The 17,331-nt window shown below is 67.3% G+C and carries 16 protein-coding genes; 8 read left to right on the forward strand and 8 right to left on the reverse strand.

Features of this window, described 5'->3' with window-relative positions; genetic code table 11:
• Window positions 1-48 precede the first annotated feature (48 nt).
• Both Q7514_RS20495 and bioD read left to right on the forward strand, forming a co-directional pair.
• A complete protein-coding gene (locus Q7514_RS20495) occupies window positions 49-1,188 on the forward strand; it encodes an 8-amino-7-oxononanoate synthase (protein WP_330135103.1) in 1,140 nt (379 codons plus the stop codon).
• Window positions 1,185-1,970 carry a dethiobiotin synthase gene (gene bioD / locus Q7514_RS20500; RefSeq protein WP_330135104.1) on the forward strand — a complete coding sequence of 262 codons (786 nt, stop codon included), beginning with the start codon at window positions 1,185-1,187 and terminating at the stop codon, window positions 1,968-1,970. The genes Q7514_RS20495 and bioD overlap by 4 nt, the downstream gene beginning before the upstream one ends.
• Here bioD and Q7514_RS20505 read toward each other — a convergent pair.
• Window positions 1,877-2,524 carry a class I SAM-dependent methyltransferase gene (locus Q7514_RS20505; protein ID WP_330135105.1) on the reverse strand — a complete coding sequence of 216 codons (648 nt, stop codon included), beginning with the start codon at window positions 2,522-2,524 and terminating at the stop codon, window positions 1,877-1,879. The two genes, bioD and Q7514_RS20505, sit on opposite strands and share 94 nt — an antisense overlap.
• Before the next feature lie 120 nt (window positions 2,525-2,644).
• Here Q7514_RS20505 and Q7514_RS20510 point away from each other — a divergent pair, with 120 nt between their 5' ends.
• The 5 genes from Q7514_RS20510 to Q7514_RS20530 are packed head-to-tail and all read left to right on the forward strand — an operon-like array spanning window position 2,645 to window position 7,169.
• Window positions 2,645-2,929: a hypothetical protein gene (locus Q7514_RS20510; RefSeq protein ID WP_330135106.1), complete on the forward strand. Its 285-nt coding sequence runs from the start codon at window positions 2,645-2,647 to the stop codon at window positions 2,927-2,929.
• The gene (locus Q7514_RS20515) at window positions 2,926-3,735 is read left to right on the forward strand and encodes a hypothetical protein (RefSeq protein ID WP_330135107.1); all 810 of its coding nucleotides are present in this window, start codon (window positions 2,926-2,928) and stop codon (window positions 3,733-3,735) included. Before Q7514_RS20510 ends, Q7514_RS20515 begins: the two co-directional genes overlap by 4 nt.
• A gap of 55 nt (window positions 3,736-3,790) precedes the next feature.
• Window positions 3,791-5,722: a fumarate reductase/succinate dehydrogenase flavoprotein subunit gene (locus tag Q7514_RS20520; RefSeq protein WP_330135108.1), complete on the forward strand. Its 1,932-nt coding sequence runs from the start codon at window positions 3,791-3,793 to the stop codon at window positions 5,720-5,722.
• 1 nt (window position 5,723) lies between these two features.
• Window positions 5,724-6,470 carry a succinate dehydrogenase/fumarate reductase iron-sulfur subunit gene (locus tag Q7514_RS20525; protein ID WP_330135109.1) on the forward strand — a complete coding sequence of 249 codons (747 nt, stop codon included), beginning with the start codon at window positions 5,724-5,726 and terminating at the stop codon, window positions 6,468-6,470.
• Between the two features lie 60 nt (window positions 6,471-6,530).
• Window positions 6,531-7,169 (forward strand): MSMEG_1061 family FMN-dependent PPOX-type flavoprotein, encoded by a 639-nt coding sequence (locus tag Q7514_RS20530; RefSeq protein ID WP_330135110.1) that lies wholly within the window; start codon window positions 6,531-6,533, stop codon window positions 7,167-7,169.
• Window positions 7,170-7,181: 12 nt separating this feature from the next.
• Here Q7514_RS20530 and Q7514_RS20535 read toward each other — a convergent pair whose 3' ends face one another.
• The 7 genes from Q7514_RS20535 to Q7514_RS20565 form a co-directional block, all read right to left on the reverse strand.
• A complete protein-coding gene (locus Q7514_RS20535; protein WP_330135111.1) occupies window positions 7,182-8,165 on the reverse strand; it encodes an iron-siderophore ABC transporter substrate-binding protein in 984 nt (327 codons plus the stop codon).
• Window positions 8,166-8,247: 82 nt separating this feature from the next.
• Window positions 8,248-9,474 carry a VWA domain-containing protein gene (locus tag Q7514_RS20540; RefSeq protein WP_408016140.1) on the reverse strand — a complete coding sequence of 409 codons (1,227 nt, stop codon included), beginning with the start codon at window positions 9,472-9,474 and terminating at the stop codon, window positions 8,248-8,250.
• Window positions 9,471-11,684 (reverse strand): DUF5682 family protein, encoded by a 2,214-nt coding sequence (locus Q7514_RS20545; RefSeq protein WP_330135251.1) that lies wholly within the window; start codon window positions 11,682-11,684, stop codon window positions 9,471-9,473. The genes Q7514_RS20540 and Q7514_RS20545 overlap by 4 nt, the downstream gene beginning before the upstream one ends.
• Window positions 11,663-12,766 carry an ATP-binding protein gene (locus Q7514_RS20550; RefSeq protein ID WP_330135112.1) on the reverse strand — a complete coding sequence of 368 codons (1,104 nt, stop codon included), beginning with the start codon at window positions 12,764-12,766 and terminating at the stop codon, window positions 11,663-11,665. The genes Q7514_RS20545 and Q7514_RS20550 overlap by 22 nt, the downstream gene beginning before the upstream one ends.
• Window positions 12,763-14,214, reverse strand: coding sequence for a DUF5691 domain-containing protein (locus tag Q7514_RS20555; RefSeq protein ID WP_330135113.1), 1,452 nt, complete (start codon window positions 14,212-14,214; stop codon window positions 12,763-12,765). Before Q7514_RS20555 ends, Q7514_RS20550 begins: the two co-directional genes overlap by 4 nt.
• Entirely contained in the window at window positions 14,211-15,533 is a 1,323-nt protein-coding gene (locus Q7514_RS20560; RefSeq protein ID WP_330135114.1) for an SWIM zinc finger family protein, read from the reverse strand. The genes Q7514_RS20555 and Q7514_RS20560 overlap by 4 nt, the downstream gene beginning before the upstream one ends.
• Before the next feature lie 43 nt (window positions 15,534-15,576).
• Window positions 15,577-16,203: a TetR/AcrR family transcriptional regulator C-terminal domain-containing protein gene (locus Q7514_RS20565; protein WP_330135115.1), complete on the reverse strand. Its 627-nt coding sequence runs from the start codon at window positions 16,201-16,203 to the stop codon at window positions 15,577-15,579.
• 114 nt (window positions 16,204-16,317) lie between these two features.
• Between Q7514_RS20565 and bioB the strand changes: the two genes are divergently transcribed.
• A complete protein-coding gene (gene bioB, locus Q7514_RS20570; protein ID WP_330135116.1) occupies window positions 16,318-17,331 on the forward strand; it encodes a biotin synthase BioB in 1,014 nt (337 codons plus the stop codon).

The following is a 17,331-nucleotide window of genomic DNA, read 5'->3' on the forward strand; positions in this document are numbered from 1 at the left end:
ACGACCTCGTCTCGACGGCTTGAACGGTGTTCAAGTATGGTGGCGACCATGACTGCATCCGCTGCGCTCGCGTGGCTCGACCTCGCTGCCGACACCCGGCGCCGCGCGGGCCTCCACCGAGATCTGATTCCGCGCACGCCGTCGGCGCCGATCGTCGACCTCGCATCCAACGACTATCTCGGGCTGGTCCGCCACCCCGAGGTGCTCGCCGGCGCCACTGCGTCGCTGCGTCGCTGGGGTGGTGGCGCCACCGGATCCAGACTGGTCACCGGAACCACCGCCGAACACGAACTGCTCGAACGTGAATTCGCCGAGTTCGTCGGCGCCGACACCGGCCTGGTGTTCTCCAGCGGCTACGCCGCCAACCTCGGTGCGGTCACCGCGATCGCGGGGCGCGACGCCCTCGTCGTATCCGACGCCGGTTGCCACGCCTCGCTGGTCGATGCGTGCCGGCTGTCGCGTTCTCGCATCCACGTGGCTCCGCACAACGATGTCGACGCTGTGGCCACCGCTCTCGCCACGCGCACCGAATCCCGTGCCCTCGTCCTCACCGACTCGGTTTTCAGTGCAGAGGGAGATCTCGCACCGTTGGTCTCGCTGCACCAGGTGTGCCGCGAGCACGGTGCGATGCTGCTCGTCGACGAGGCCCACGGCGTCGGGGTTCGCGGTGCAGGGGGCCGCGGACTCGTCCACGAAGTGGGCCTCGCCGGCGAGCCGGACGTGATCGTGACGGCAACACTGTCGAAATCCCTGGCCTCACAGGGCGGCATCGTGCTCGCCGATGCCCGAGTACGGGAGCATCTCATCGACACCGCACGCACCTTCATCTTCGACACCGGTCTCGCGCCCGCTGCCGTCGGCGCCGCACGGGGTGCGCTGAAAGTGCTTCGTGCGGAGCCCGAACGTGCGGGGGTGGTCCTCGACCGAGCACGCCACCTCGCCGCGACGACGTCCGCGGCGACCCCCGAATCGGCTGTCGTATCGGTGATTCTCGGCGACCCTCACGTCGCGGTCGGAGCCGCCCGCGAATGCCGCGAGCGCGGCCTGCACGTCGGCTGCTTCCGTCCGCCGTCGGTGCCCGCCGGAACGTCGCGGCTGAGATTGACCGCACGCGCCGACCTCACCGCCGAGGATCTCGAGCTGATCGACCGGGTGCTCACCGACGTCCTGTTGGGAGCACGTTCGTGAGCGTGGTGTGTGTGACGGGTACCTCGACCGACGTCGGAAAGACCGTGGCAACCGCCGCGCTGGCCTCGCTCGTGCTGGCGTCGGGCAAGACTGTGGCGGTGTGCAAACCCGCGCAGACCGGCGTGGTCGACGGGCACCCCGGGGATCTGCACGAGATCGAGCGGCTCACCGCGTCGTGCGTCGATGTCCTCGAGCTCGCTCGCTACCCGGACCCGCTCGCGCCCGACACCGCCGCGCGTCGAAGCGGTCGCCCGCTCCTCGAACTCGCCGCGGTCGTCCGTGCCATCAGGGAGCTCGACGCGACCCACGACCTCACCCTCGTCGAAGGGGCGGGGGGCGTGCTCGTGCGACTCGGCGCCGACGGATTCACCCTCGCCGACGTCGCAGCCGAGCTGAACGCACCCGTGGTGATCGTGGTGGCGTCCGGCCTCGGCACCCTCAATCACACCGCGCTGACCGTCGCAGCGCTGCGTGCGGCCGGTGTGGACTGCGCCGGGGTGATCGTCGGATCGTGGCCGGATGCACCGGATCTCGCCGAACGCTGCAACCTCGACGACCTCCCCGATGTCGCGGGCGTCCCGGTACTCGGCCGCATCCCGGAAGGTAGTGGTGCACTCGCGCCGGACGAGTTCCTCGCCGGCGCCATGACATGGTTGCCGGATCTCGAACCTCGGACTCCCGGCCCGGTTCATTCCGGCTTGTGCGCGAGTACCCGGAAGCAATTGCCGCCCAGTCCGGTTCGATCGACGCTGTCGATCACGAAGCCCGTGTCCTCGAGGTAGGGAACGGGGTCTCGCACCAGGTGATCGGCCATGAACTTCAGGGTCAGGGGCTCGATCGCGCGCATGAACCAGGTCAGGACCCGATTGGTGGAGGGGCCGTGCTCGACGAGCACGAACCGCCCTCCGGGTACGAGTACCCGCATGGCCTGGGCGCTGGCCGCTGCGGGATCGGGGATCGTGCAATAGGACAGGGTCGAGACGACGGTGTCGACGGATTCGTCCGCGAGATCCAACGCCTGGACGTCCCCGCGTCGTACCTCGCAGTGTCTGAGCCGGTGATCGGTGATGCGCTGCTGTGCGTGCGCGAGCATGCCCGCGGACAGGTCGATCCCGGTCACCGCAGTCACGTCGGGTCCGTACAGCGGAAGATTCAGCCCGGTACCGACTGCGATCTCGAGGACGCGACCCGACGCGTGCCCGATGGCCCACCGGCGTGGATTTCCGAGCAGCCGTCGCTCCGAGAACCGGATCTGCCTGTCGTATTGCGGTGCTGTCGCATCGAAGACCTCGGCGATGCGGGCGTTGTCGATGCGGGCGTTGTCGGATCGAGCCACTGGATCCTCCACTCGGTGGCGCGAAACCACGCTCGGTGACAGCGAATCTGTCGTACTGTGAATGGTGTCACATCGTGTCGGCCGGCGTCGACGTGCCGACCGCTGGGTTCGGAGGTACGGATGTCCACCGAAATGCAGGACCTGCAACGGACCATCGGTCATCTGCGTCAATGCGTCGGATCGTTGCGTTCACGCTACGGCGACGCCGCCGCCGTGCAGCGGTTGGCGAACGATCTCGAACGGCTCGATATCGACGCCCACGACCTCGCCGAGCGTCCGCCCGCCGAGGCTCACGTGTACTCGGGTGAACGCATCCCGGTTCCCAACGAACCGTACGACGACTCGTTGTTCCGCGGAGTGGACATGGACGACGAGGGCCTCGGTGGCCATCACGGAGATCGGTGAGCGCCCCCGCGGCGACCGGTGTGCGGTCCGCGACCCGCGCGCGGATCGCAGCACGAACACTCCGCACCGACCGATGGTGGCAGACACCGCTGCTGACGGTCGTCGGTCTTCTCGTATTCATCGGCTACGCCACGGTTCGCTCGTTCGTCCGTTCGTCCTATTACGTCGAGGACTACCACTATCTGACGCCGTTCTACTCGCCCTGCGTGAGTGAATCGTGCGTCGAGGGGGCCCGGCATTTCGGCACCTGGGTCGGAGAACTCCCGATGTGGATGCCCCTCGCGTTCCTGTCGTTGCCGTTCCTGCTCGGTTTCCGGCTGACCTGCTATTACTATCGGAAGGCCTACTACAGGTCATTCTGGCTGGCACCTGCCGCATGTGCGGTTGCCGAGCCGCACGCCCGCTATACGGGCGAAACACGACTTCCTCTGATCCTGCAGAACGCACACCGGTACTTCTTCTACGCGGGATTCGTCATCTCGCTGATCAACACGTACGACATGGTCGTGGCGTTCCGGAGTCCGAGCGGGTTCGGGTTCGGTCTGGGAAACGTGATCCTGCTGGTCAATGTGATTCTCCTGTGGGGGTACACGCTGTCGTGCCACTCGTGTCGGCACGTCACCGGAGGGCGTCTCAAGCACTTCTCGAAACATCCTGTGCGATACAGGATCTGGACGCTCGTCTCGAAGCTCAACACCCGGCATATGCAGTTCGCATGGATCACATTGGGCACCCTGATGATCACGGACTTCTACATCATGCTCGTTGCCAGCGGAACCATCTCGGACCTGCGGTTCGTCGGCTGACGAATCGTCGGGCACACACGACAGGCATATGCAACGACTCAGGGGGAGGGCACGGATGGTGGAAGTCGAACGGCACAGGGTCGACGTGGTGGTGATCGGGGCCGGCGGGGCGGGACTGCGCGCGGTCATCGAGGCCCGCCAACGGGGGCTTTCCGTCGCCGTGGTGTGCAAGTCGCTGTTCGGCAAGGCCCACACCGTCATGGCCGAGGGCGGATGTGCGGCCGCGATGGGCAACGCCAACCCGCACGACTCGTGGCAGGTGCACTTCCAGGACACCATGCGCGGCGGCAAGTTCCTCAACAACTGGCGAATGGCCGAACTGCACGCGCGAGAAGCTCCCGACCGGGTGTGGGAACTGGAAACCTACGGTGCATTGTTCGACCGCACACCCGACGGGCGCATCAGCCAGCGCAACTTCGGTGGACACACCTACCCGCGGCTCGCGCACGTCGGCGACCGCACCGGGCTCGAACTGATTCGCACCATGCAGCAGAAGATCGTGTCGCTGCAGCAGGAGGATCACGCAGAGTACGGCGACTACGAGGCCCGGGTGAAAGTCTACGCAGAATGCACGATCACCGAACTGCTGAAGGACTCCGAGGGCCGCATCGCCGGCGCGTTCGGGTACTGGCGCGAGACCGGGCGGTTCGTGCTGTTCGAGACTCCCGCGGTCGTCGTGGCAACCGGCGGTATCGGCAAGTCCTGGAAGGTGACGTCGAACTCGTGGGAGTACACCGGCGACGGGCACGCTCTCGCGCTTCGGGCGGGCGCCGCACTGATCAACATGGAGTTCGTCCAGTTCCATCCCACCGGAATGATCTGGCCGCCCAGCGTGAAGGGCATCCTCGTCACCGAGGGTGTTCGCGGCGACGGCGGAGTCTTGAAGAACACCGACGGGGACCGTTTCATGTTCTCGTATATCCCGCCGGTGTTCAAAGGCCAATACGCCGAGACGGAGGAGGAAGCCGACCGCTGGTACGAAGACCAGGAGAACAACCGGCGCACCCCCGACCTGCTGCCACGTGACGAAGTGGCGCGGGCGATCAACTCCGAGGTCAAGGAAGGACGGGGGACGCCGCACGGTGGGGTCTTCCTCGACATCGCATCCCGGATGCCGGCGGCCGAGATCATGCGGCGGTTGCCGTCCATGCACCACCAGTTCAAGGAACTCGCCGACGTCGACATCACCGCCGAGGCAATGGAGGTCGGACCTACCTGCCACTACGTCATGGGCGGTATCGAGGTCGACCCCGATACCGGTGCCGCATCGGTACCGGGCCTGTTCGCCGCCGGGGAATGTTCCGGGGGGATGCACGGGTCGAACCGGCTCGGCGGGAACTCGCTGTCGGACCTGCTGGTGTTCGGCCGACGCGCAGGCCTCGGCGCAGCCGACTACGTCCTGGGACTGAGCACGCGACCGGCAGTCTCCGACGATGACGTCGACGCAGCGGCGCGCGTCGCGTTGTCCCCGTTCGACGCGGCCGATACCGGATTCGAGAATCCCAGCGCCGTCGAGAATCCGTACACCCTGCACACTGAACTGCAGCAGTCGATGCACGACCTCGTCGGGATCATCCGCCGCGCCGACGAGATCGAGCGCGCGCTGGACGAACTGCAGACGCTGCGCGCTCGGATTCGCCAGGTCGCGGTGGAGGGACACCGGCAGTTCAATCCCGGCTGGCACCTCGCGGTCGACCTGCGCAACATGCTGCTGGTGTGCGAATGTGTCGCCGAATCGGCCTTGCAGCGCACCGAAAGTCGCGGCGGCCACACCCGCGACGACCATCCGTCGATGGATCCGCAGTGGCGTCGTACTCTCCTGGTGTGCCGCACGAACGGCGGCGACCCCGTGATTCCCGACGTGTCGGTGACCGCGCAGCGGCAGGAGCCGATGCGCCCGGATCTGCTCGCACTGTTCGACATCGACGAACTCGGCAAGTACTACACCGACGAGGAGCTCGCGGACCATCCGGGACGGAAGGGCTGACATGGGTTATGAAGCGGCGTTCAGGATATGGCGCGGAGATGTCGACGGCGGCGACCTGCAGGACTACACCGTCGAGGTGAACGAGGGCGAGGTCGTGCTCGACATCCTGCACCGACTTCAAGCCACACAGACTCCGGACCTCGCGGTGCGGTGGAACTGCAAGGCCGGTAAATGCGGATCGTGTTCGGCCGAGGTCAACGGTCGCCCCCGCCTCACCTGCATGACGCGGATGTCGGTGTTCGATCCGAACGAGACCGTGACAGTGACCCCGATGAGGACCTTCCCGATCATCCGCGACCTCGTGACCGATGTGTCGTTCAACTACGCGAAGGCCAGGGAGATCCCCTCGTTCACCCCGCCGGCGGATCTGGCCCCGGGGGAGTACCGCATGCAACAGGTCGACGTGCAGCGGTCTCAGGAATTCCGCAAGTGCATCGAATGCTTCCTGTGCCAGAACGTGTGCCATGTGGTCCGCGACCACGAGGAGAACAAGGAAGCGTTCGCCGGGCCGCGGTTCTTCATCAGACTTGCGGAACTCGAAATGCATCCGCTCGATGTAGCGGACCGGCGGGATGCCGCACAGGACGAGGACGGCCTCGGCCTGTGCAACATCACCAAGTGCTGCACCGAGGTATGTCCCGAGAACATTCACATCACCGACAACGCGATCATCCCGATGAAGGAGCGCGTCGCGGGCCGTCGGTACGACCCGATCGTGTGGCTCGGCAACAAACTCTTCCGTCGCTGACGGTGCTGGGCGATCTGCGCACCCGACCGTTGGGTATCGTCCGGGGCGGAGGTGGCGCCCGTGGAGGCAAGCAGAATCGACGATCTCGTTCGCGAGAAGATCGACACGATCGAACAACTCGAGGCGGCGGTCGGCGAGCCGTTCCCGGCGATGAAAGAGAAGACGACGCCGTTCACGACACCGCTGATGCGTCAGTTCATCGCGCAGGCGCGGTTCTTCGTGCTTGCAACATCTGATGCGGCCGGAAACTGCGACAGCTCACCACGCGGAGACCTTGTCAGCACGGTGCTCTTCCCCGACGAGAAGACTCTGATCCTGCCGGATCGCCCCGGGAACCGCCGCGCAGACTCGTACAGGAACATCCTCGAGAATCCCCACGTCGGAATTCTGTTCATCGTGCCCGGCAACGAAGAGGTCGTGCGTGTCAACGGTACGGCGTCGCTGTCCACTGATCCGGAACTCCTCGCAGAACTGGCGGTGTCCGGCAAACCGGCCCAGCTCGCGGTGATCGTGCGGGTCGACGAGGCCTACCTCCACTGTGCGCGGGCGTTGCTGCGCGCGAAGGTGTGGGAGCCGTCGACGTGGCCTGATCAGGACTCCGTCCCAGCGATCCGCGACATGCTCGCGCAGCAGCACCACCTCGACGTCTCCCAACTCGAACCGGCTCGTCAGGAGTCGTACCGCGAGTTCTTGTACTGACGCCTGCCCGCGTCAGGCGGGGACGCGCTCCGATATCTGCGGTAGGAGTTCCTCGAGGGCGAACGGGATCGACAGCGCCGAGTTCAGCGATATGGCATTGGCGACGTCGGAGCCGCTGTCGAGCACGAGTGTTCGTCCATCGCTCACCGCGGGGATCTGCTGGAACAGCGGGTTGTCGGTGACCTCGGCGGAGTCGACGTAGATCGGCATCACGATGAGCAAATCGGCGTCGAGCATGCCCAGGTTCTCGTCCGAGATCGGGATGAAGAAATTCTCGGTCGTGGTGGCCTCGACCTCCGGATTGTTCACGAACCCGAGGTCTTGCATGAACTGCACGCGGGCGTCGCGGGAGACGTAGGCACCCCACCCGTCCGCGGTGTACGACGCCACCGTCACCGTCTTACCCGCGAACTCCGGGTGATCGGCCGCGGCTCGAGCGAACTGCGCGTCGATGCTGCTCACTACGTCGTCGCCCACCTCGGGGACACCGAGTGCGGTCGCGACCATCGTGATCTGGTCGTCACGCGGTGTCAGGTACGCCGTCGCGCCTTCCGGCGGGCCCACCGTCGGGGCAATCTGGGAGAGCGTGTCGTATCGTGCTTGCTCTCCCGAGCTTGCCGTGTCGAGAACCAGATCCGGTGCGAGTGCCGCGATCTGCTCGAACGACGGTTCCATGGTGCCGATGATCTCCGGTGACTCGGTGTACAGCCCCTCGGCCCAGGGGCCGACGCCGTCGCCTCCGAACCCGAGCCAGTCGCTCGCGGCTACCGGTTGCACGCCGAGCGCGAGTGCGGTCTCCGCGTCGCCCCACCCGAGCGCAGCTACTCGCTCGGGTGCGGACTCGACGGTGACCTCACCGAACATGGTGTCGACGGTGGCGGGAAACGCGCCGTCTCCGGTAACTCCGGTGCCGCCGGAGGGTTCGTCGCTGCCGGAACCGCAGCCGGCCACGACCAGAGCTGCGGCGGCGATGAAGGCCGCACTTCGAAGTTTCACAGGTGTCCTCGTTCCGTCGACCGAAGCCGGAGTCGGCTGGGTCAGGACATCCTAACTCTGTGTCCGGCATCGTCGGGCATGGTCAGAGAGACTGAGCCCACCTGCCGATGTCGCCGCGTTCGAGCGACAGCGCCAACAACTCCGGGAACTTGTCGGGTGTGCAGGCGAACGCCGGGATACCGAGGCCGGCCAGCGCCGCCGCGTTGTCGCGGTCGAACGACGGTGCACCTTCGTCGGACAACGCGAGCAGCACCACCACTTGAACACCCGCGTCCTTCATCGCCGCCATCCGCGTGAGCATTTCCGCGCGGATACCACCCTCGTACAGGTCGGAGATGAGAACGAACATCGACTCGGTGGGCCGCGTGATCAGCGACTGGCTGTACGCGATCGCCCGATTGATGTCGGTACCCCCGCCGAGCTGTGTCCCGAACAGCACATCGACCGGATCGGCCAGCTTGTCGGTGAGATCCACCACGGCCGTGTCGAACACGACCAGTGACGTCCGCAACGCCCGCATCGACGCGAGCACCGCGCCGAACACCGACGCGTACACCACACTCGACGCCATCGACCCCGACTGGTCGATCGCCAGCACTACGTCGCGTTGCACGGCCTGCGACCGTCGTGCGTAGCCGACGAGGCGCTGCGGCACCACCGTCCTGTGCTCCGGCAGGTAGTGAGCAAGGTTCGCGCGGATCGTCCGGTTCCAGTCGATGTCGCGCAGCTTCGGATTCGACGTGCGTGCCGAGCGGTTCAATGCTCCGGTCACCGCGGCGCGAGTGTGCTGGGCGATGCGCTCCTCGACCGCGCGGACGACCTTCTCGACCACCATCCGAGCCGTGGCCTTCGTGGTCTCGGGCATCACCCGATTGAGGCTCAGCAGCGTTCCCACGAGATGGACATCCGGTTCGACGGCATCGAGCATCTCGGGTTCGAGGAGCAGTTGGGTCAACCCGAGCCGATCCATCGCGTCGCGCTGCATCACCTGCACCACAGAGGTCGGGAAGTAGGTGCGGATATCGCCGAGCCACCGCGCCACACGCGGTGCCGACGAACCGAGACCCGCACTTCGCGGACCACTTCCGTCGGCGGAGTCGGGACGGTCGTAGAGCGCGGCGAGAGCGCCGTCCATCGCGGCATCGCTCGACGACCCGAGGGCGCAGGTCGATTCCTGCGCGGCTTCGCCGAGGAGCAGGCGCCAACGGCGCGTCCGCTCTTGATCTGTTGTCCCCGCATTCTGCGGTGGCGCTGCACCCTCCGGTGTCGCCGCCTCGGACTGTTCGGTGGCGTTCGATGGCGTCGTCATGCTCGCACTCCCAGTATCAGCGCCGTAGCGGCGGTGGCACGCCGGCCGCGTTCGACATCGACGTGGGTGACGGTGCGGACCGCCGCACTGCCACGGAGGATGGCGCCGAGCGTTGCCCGTTCGGTGGCCTCGAAGCCCCCGAATGTGCGGCGCAGCACCGGCAGGACGTCGACGAAGTCCTGCCCGTGCAGCCCCGACACCCAGCGGTCGATCAGCGTCAGCAGTGCCCGATCGTGGATGAGCAACAGCGCGCCGTCGCCGACGAATCCGTCGATCCAGCGTGCCTTCGCAGCGGGTTCGCTGCCGATCGACAACGCGCGCGACACGCGCACCGCGGTGTCCTGTTCGTCGATGCGACCCATGTCGCGGAGTAGCCGCACTGTCCGGCCGGTGAGGATGCGGTCGACCCCGTCGCGATCGGCGATGACGGTGAGGGTGTCGAGCCATCGCTGTGTGGACGCGGTGTCGTCGCGCAGTGCGAGTGCTGCGTGGACGGCGTCGACCTCGCGGCGGAGTGCGTCGGCCGCATCGGTGTCGAGACCGGTCATCGCAGCGGGCAGGCCCGCGCAGATCCGTACCAGGAGTGCGTCGGCCACGTGCGCGAGCGACGACAGGTCGGTGCCGCGCACATCGCCGTACCGCAGGGTGCGGATCAACGTGGGCAGCGCCGCCATCAGATGGGCGACGTCGTGATCGAGCGCGGCGGCGGTGTCGATCGACCGGAGCAGGTCGGGTATCGCGTCGCGGAGATCGGCGAGCAGTGCCTCTTCGAGGAGATCCACCACGTGCGCCAGGGTGGCGTCGCGATCGCCTGCACGGTCGAGGACGAGTGCATGGGCGGCGGATTCGACGGTGGTGCCCCAGCGGGACGCCTCCACGAGCGACACCGACAACTCGGGTTCCCACTGCAGAGCCCAGGTCTCCCGGAACGTGCCCGTCGACCGCACATCACTGGTACGCGGTACACCCCAGGAGATCCCGAGCACCCTCAGGCGATGCAGCAGCCGTGAGCGCCCTAGATCGAGCTGCTTGCGCAGGTCGAGATCGAGTGCTTTGTTCTGCGCAGAGCGCTTGAGCCGCAGTGTCTTCGACGTGGCCTGCAGATCGGCGTCGAGCGGCACCGTGGGAGTGTCGTCGGGGACCGTGCCGAGGGCCTCCCCGACGACGAGCGTGCGAGTGACGAACTCGAGGAGCACGTCGTCGCCGTCGCACAGCACCGCACGGGTGGCCTCGGTGACCTCGGCGAGCCCCGCCAGCGGTCGATTACGCAACGCGGCCAGGGTGTCGGCGAGCCGGGTCGCTTCGATGACGTGAGCGCTCGATACCGGAAGGTCGTGTTCTCGCAGTGTCCGCGCGACCCGGGTGAGCCACCGCGTGATCGTGTCCTGCCGCTGGGTGAACAGATGGTGATACCAGCCGGGGGAGGTGATGCCCGCGCCGTACCCCGAGGCAGACGCCAACCGCGAATGAGTCCACGGAACCCACGTCAGCGACGTCTTGACCTTGGGAACGCCCTTGAGCAGCCGCGCATCCGGCGCCGCCGGGCCGAGTTTGCCCGTCAGTGCGGGAGCGTGCATCGCACCGCACACCACCGCGATCTTCAGCGCGCCGGCCTTGATGGTGGCACGCAGCACCTGACGCATGTGCGCTTCGCGCCGCGCAGTGTGGTCGTCGAGTTCGGTGTCTTCGCGGAGCGCGGCCATAGCCTCCGTGATGGCGTCGAAATCGGCCAGGTGGTCGTGGTCGTCATCCGGTGTCCCCGACTCGACGACCGTGTCCCACCATTGTTCGAAGTCGTCGTACCCACCGGCGGCGGCGAGCGCGACGAGCGGATCCGGCCGATCCTGCCCGGGTTCGGTGCCGGAAGCGAGTTGCTGCGCTGCGGGCAGGTCGCAGAACCGCACATCGGCATCGTGCAGGATTGCCCAGCGCAGCGCCTGCCATTCCGGAGAGAACGCGGCGAACGGCCAGAATGCCGAGGTCCCGGGCTCACCGGTGGCATAGGCCAGTAGCGCCACCGGGGGTTGCAGATCGTCGGAGGCGGCCGACGCGGCGAGTGGGTCGGCGTCGGACGGACCCTCGATGAGGACGGTATCGGGTTCGAACTCGGCGAGAGCGCGCCACACCGCGCGGGCGGAACCAGGGCCGTGATGTCGGATTCCGAACACCCGTACCCGAGTCGACTCCGTCACCCGGTGACCTCCCGGCAGGCACGGTAGAAGTCGGCCCAGTCCTCGCGCTCACGGACCACGGCCTCGAGGTATTCGATCCACACCTGCCGGTCGGCGGTCGGATCCTTCACGACTGCACCGAGAATCCCCGCCGCGACATCGGATGAGCGCAGCACACCGTCACCGAAGTGCGCCGACAGCGCCAGGCCGTTGGTGACCACCGAGATCGCCTCGGCCGTGGACAGCGTGCCCGACGGAGACTTGAGCTTGGTCCGTCCGTCGGTGGTCACGCCCGACCGCAGCTCCCGGAACACCGTCACGACGCGGCGGATCTCCTCTGCGGCGGCCGGCACCCGGGGAAGCTCGAGTGCCGTCCCGAGTTGCTCCACCCGCCGTGCGACGATCGCGACCTCGTCCTCTTCGCTGCCGGGCAGCGGCAGGACGACGGTATTGAAGCGACGGCGCAATGCAGACGACAGATCGTTGACTCCGCGGTCGCGATCGTTGGCGGTCGCGATGACATTGAATCCCTTCGCAGCCTGTACCTCCGTATTCAGCTCGGGCACCGGCAAGGTCTTCTCCGACAGCACGGTGATCAGCGCGTCCTGCACATCTGCCGGGATGCGGGTGAGCTCCTCGACGCGCGCAATCGCGCCGTCGCGCATCGCGGTCATGATCGGTGACGGCACGAGCGCTGCGGGTGAGGGCCCCTCGGCGAGCAGGCGCGCGTAGTTCCAGCCGTACCGGATCGCCTCTTCTGCGGTTCCCGCGGTGCCCTGCACGAGCCGGGTCGACGATCCGGAGACCGCAGCCGCAAGGTGTTCCGAGACCCAGGTCTTCGCCGTGCCGGGAACGCCGAGTAGCAGCAACGCGCGATCGGTAGCGAGGGTTGCCACGGCGACCTCCATGAGGCGTCGCGGCCCGACGTACTTCGGCGAGATCACCGTGCCGTCGGAGAGCTCGCCTCCGAGCAGATAGGTCACGACCGCCCACGGGGACAGCCGCCACGACGGCGGGCGCGGACGGTCGTCGAGCAGGGCGAGCGCGGCGAGCTCGTCTGCGTACTGCTGTTCCGCGTGGGGGCGCAGCAGTGTCTGCTCGTCGATGACGTTGTCGGTCAACTCAACTCCTCGTGAAGGGTACGGCGTTGGCTCAGGATGTCTGCGGCGGTGGCGAAGCGGTTCAGCCGGTCGAGATCGTCGGTGCGGGTGGCGGCGTCGGCGAACAGGTCGCCCACTTCGTACGGTGCGCGGTGCGCGAGCAAGGTGGTCAGCGAACGGAACGTGGTCGACTTCGGTGCCGCGGCGGTGTAGAGCGCTGCGAGTACCTTCTCGGCGACATCGACCGGCCACGGCGCCGGAAGTGCGTCGAGCAGGATCGTGTCGAGCAATTGGCTACCCGACGCTCCCCGCAGGTGCTCGATGAGGACGGAACGCGGGAGTGCCCCGGCGACGAGTTCGTCGACCTTCCCGTCGCGGCGGAGCATCGCGCTCGCCCACTGCTCGTCGACCTGGTCGGCGGTGGCGGTCTCCCAGCCGGTGCGCACGGCATCGCGCAGTTCGTCTGCGACCTGCAATGCGAGGACGTCCTCGGGAGATCTGTCGGGCCCGCACCACGCAGCGAGTGGAGCGGAGGCCGCGAGCGACCACGCGCGGTGTGCATCGACCGTGCCGAGTCTGCTCGGGCCTCGGACATCGAGGCCGTCTCGCACTGCGTGGGCGTCCAACGTGTCGGGCAGCGAGATGGCCAGGGTGGATCCATCCACCTGCGTCCCGTCGTGCACCCGTGTCCAGTCGTGCACCCGCTGCGTCATACGGCGGCCGAATGCGGAGTCGGGGAGCCGGCGCAGGAACCGGATGGCGACCTCGCGGACTCGGCCGCTGCGATCGTCCAGGGCACGTTCGAGCAGTTCTTCGTCGTGGCCGCCGAGTCCGGGGGAGAGTGCTTCGAACAGGGTGAGGCGTGTCGCCGCATTCTCCGATTGCCACACCGCTGCCAGCCGTGCGGTCGCGGCGGCGGGATCTGCTGCACGCAGGTTCTGGAACCACGCGCGTCGTCGGGCCGGTGTGCCATGCAGCCACATGTCGTCGTCGTTCAGGTCGGGTTCGACCAGCGGTGCCCACACCGGATTCTGTGCCGCGACCCATCGGCCACGCGGGCCGGCAAGTGCGATCAGTGCCGAGCGGTGGGCGCCGCCCGCCGCCGACGTCCTGTCCAGCAGATCCACGATGAGCTCGGCCGGTGCCTTGAAGTGTGCTGCGGCACTGAACCATTCGTCGATTAGGTCGGACCTGATGGCGAGGAGGCCGCGGAGTCTCTCCGTCGCGGCGGGAGGGAGTTCGGGTCGGGGGTCGTCGGGTGCGGCGGCGGGTCGGGGGCGTGGGGTCGGGAGAGCTCCGCCGGCGAGGAACACCGATTCGAGTGCTGCCGCGGCGAGCAGTCGGTGCTCGGCGGTGCCGATCGCAGATTCGGCCGCGTCGGCGGTGTGCAGGGAATCGAACGTCGGTGTCGCGCGCGCCGTACCGAGAAGAGCTGCAGTGGTGAGTGTTTCGATGCCGGTACTGTTCACAGGGATGACCCTCCGGCGGTGGTGGAAAGGTCGGTGCCGGTGAACATCGCGGCGGGGATGAGGCTGCGGCCGTCCCAGTCGCCGCATACTGTCAACGGACGACCGCCCGCGACCGCGAGCAGTCGCCACCGGTCGTTGTCGTCGCCTCCGAGTGGCAGTGCTCGGCCGTGCTCGTCGACGAGGTGCCAGCTGTCGTCGGCGCGGGCGGGGGTCACCGCGTCGAGAAGCATGGGCCACGAGCGGGTCCACGGGTCGGCGGCGAGTGCATCGGCGTAATCGGCCAGTGCTCCGTCGAGATCGGTCCCCGGCAGTGAGGAGATCGGAGCCGGAGGGCCGTGCTGGGCTCCGAGTTGCGCGCGCAGGGGAGCGGCGGCCGGATAGAAGTGCAGGTCGGAGTCGACCGCCGTGCCGACCGTCGGTGCTGCATCGGGGAACCGCTGCGTGCCGTGGGTGAAGTCGAGCAGGATCGCCCAGCGCCCGCTGGTACGTCCGCGCAGCCATACTTTCCGGGTGTACACGCGGTTGTCCTCGGTGACGCGGGTGGCGAGCACCTGCCAGTGATCGCGGACGCCGGGTTCGCGCCGGACGTCGTCGGCCTTCGTCGGGAAGCCGAGGTGGGTGTGCACGGACCGGGCGAGTGACTCGGGAAGGGAGGTCACCTCGCGGTACGCGCGGATGAGCAGGTAGATGCGGCTGTACTCGGACAGAAGCTTTGTGGGCCAGTCTGTTCCGGAGGCTGCAACCCCCGGGAGTGCGCGCAGCATCGAGGCGACGCCGGGTGCCTGCGCGTCGATCATGCGTGAGGCCACCGCATCGTAGGTGCTGTAGTCGTGGGAGGTCGACCCGAGCCCGCTGCGAACCCGGTCGGTGAGCCAGCGTTCGAGATCGTCGAGCCCCGCGGCGACACGTTCGGCGCGCCGTTGTGCCGTCACGGGGTCGGGGGTCTTCGCCGCGGACCCGGGCTCGGTGGCCGTGTCGCCGGTCGCTGCGGGGGCCCTGTCGGCCCGGCTGTCGAGCCACTCGGAGGCGAATCCGGGTTCGGTGCCCGCCGGAATGTTTCCTGCCGCCCAGCGCGTCAGCAGGCTGAGTGCGTGCTTGCACGGGAACTTTCGGCTCGGGCACGAGCAGCGGAATGCGGGGCCGGTGAGGTCCACGGTGGTGGCGTAGGGCTTCGGCCCGCTGCCCCGGCACAGTCCCCAGATCGAGCGCTCGGAAGAACCGGTGTCGGACCACGCCGACGAGAGCCGACGTGCAGCCGACATCGACGCCTGATCCGGCGCTGCTGCGGTGATCTGTTCGAGGGTCCAGGGGGTTGTCACGGTGAAGGAACGTACGGCAGCACTCCGACAGAATCGTAAACGATCAGGATGATGCGGGTGCGGTGAGGCGGCGGCGGATCCCGTCGACGAGTAGCGTCAAGCCGAAGTCGAATCGGATGGCGGGATCGCCGTCGAGCAGGTCGTCGTCCGACGTCGCGGCGTTCTCCGTCGCGGTATCGGGGGAGATCGGTGAGCGGGTGAGTGCCCCGAGTTCGGCGAGTTGGAGACGTGACTGCTCGTCGACGGTGTGGCCGAGAACATAGTGCAGTAGTGCGTAACCGGTGAGTTCGGCGTGTGCGCGGGACAGCCCCGCGCGTAGTGCGGCCGTGACGAAACTGTCGCGGGCGGGGGAGGTCGTCAGGCGCGAAGCGTAGGTTGCGGCGACCAGTTCGGCGCCGTCGCGGTGGGCCAGCAGAGCGCCGCGGAAACGGTAGGCGAGTTCGGTGAGTGCGGCGTCCCACGTGTCGGCGGAAGGTGTTGCATCGACGCCGTCGAGGATCCGGTCGGCCATCGCACCGAGCAGGGTCTGCTTGTTGGGGAAGTGCCAGTAGAGAGCGCCGGGCTGCACTCCGAGTGAGGTCGCAAGTTTGCGCATGGTCAGGTCGCCCAGGCCGTACTCGTCGAGGATCGCCATGGCGCCGTCGAGGACGTCGCCGCGTCGCAGCTGCACCGGTGTCTGCTCCTTGTCTCGTAGTTGCCCTGCGTTGACACTATCGGACCCCGACCCTAACCTGAACGCTGTTCAAGTGAACGGTGTTCAAGTTTCAAGACCCAGGAGTTCGCAGTGACCCACGCCCCCGCCCGAGTCGACATCCTCGATCTCGCACGTGACCAAGTGCTCCGGTGTGGCCGAGGACTCGACCGCGCACAGACGCTCGAAGTCCTTCGCCTGCCCGACGATCGGCTCGAGGAGCTGCTCTCGGTCGCGCACGAGGTGCGGATGGCATGGTGCGGACCCGAAGTGGAGGTCGAAGGCATCATCAGCCTCAAGACCGGCGGGTGCCCCGAGGACTGCCACTTCTGCTCCCAGTCCGGGCTGTTCGCCTCGCCCGTCCGATCGGCGTGGCTCGACATCCCCGCCCTGGTCGAGGCTGCCAAACAGACCGCGAAGACCGGAGCGACCGAATTCTGCATCGTCGCCGCGGTCCGCGGTCCCGATGCCCGGCTGATGGCGCAGGTCGCAGCTGGTGTCGAGGCCATCCGGGGCGAGGTCGACATCCAGGTCGCGTGTTCACTGGGCATGCTCACTCAGGACCAGGTCGACCAGCTCGCCGCACTCGGCGTGCATCGCTACAACCACAACCTCGAGACCGCGAGATCGTTCTTTCCCCACGTCGTCACGACACACACGTGGGAGGAGCGGTGGGAGACACTGAGCATGGTCCGCGAAGCCGGGATGGAGGTGTGCTGCGGCGGAATCCTCGGAATGGGCGAAACACTCGAACAGCGCGCCGAATTCGCCGCCGACCTCGCCGCACTCGAACCCGACGAGGTCCCCCTCAACTTCCTCAACCCGAGGCCCGGCACCCCGTTCGGCGATCTCGAAGTCCTTCCCGCATCGGAGGCACTCAAGGCCGTGGCGGCGTTCCGTCTTGCCTTGCCTCGCACGATTCTCCGATTCGCCGGAGGGCGAGAGATCACTCTCGGCGACCTCGGTGCGAAGCAGGGCATCCTCGGTGGAATCAACGCCGTCATCGTCGGGAACTACCTGACCACGCTGGGGCGGCGCGCCGAGACCGATCTCGACCTGCTCGACGAACTGAAGATGCCCATCAAAGCGCTCGGCGAGAGCATCTGA

The organism is Rhodococcus artemisiae (assembly GCF_036327795.1).
Taxonomy (GTDB): domain Bacteria; phylum Actinomycetota; class Actinomycetes; order Mycobacteriales; family Mycobacteriaceae; genus Rhodococcus; species Rhodococcus artemisiae.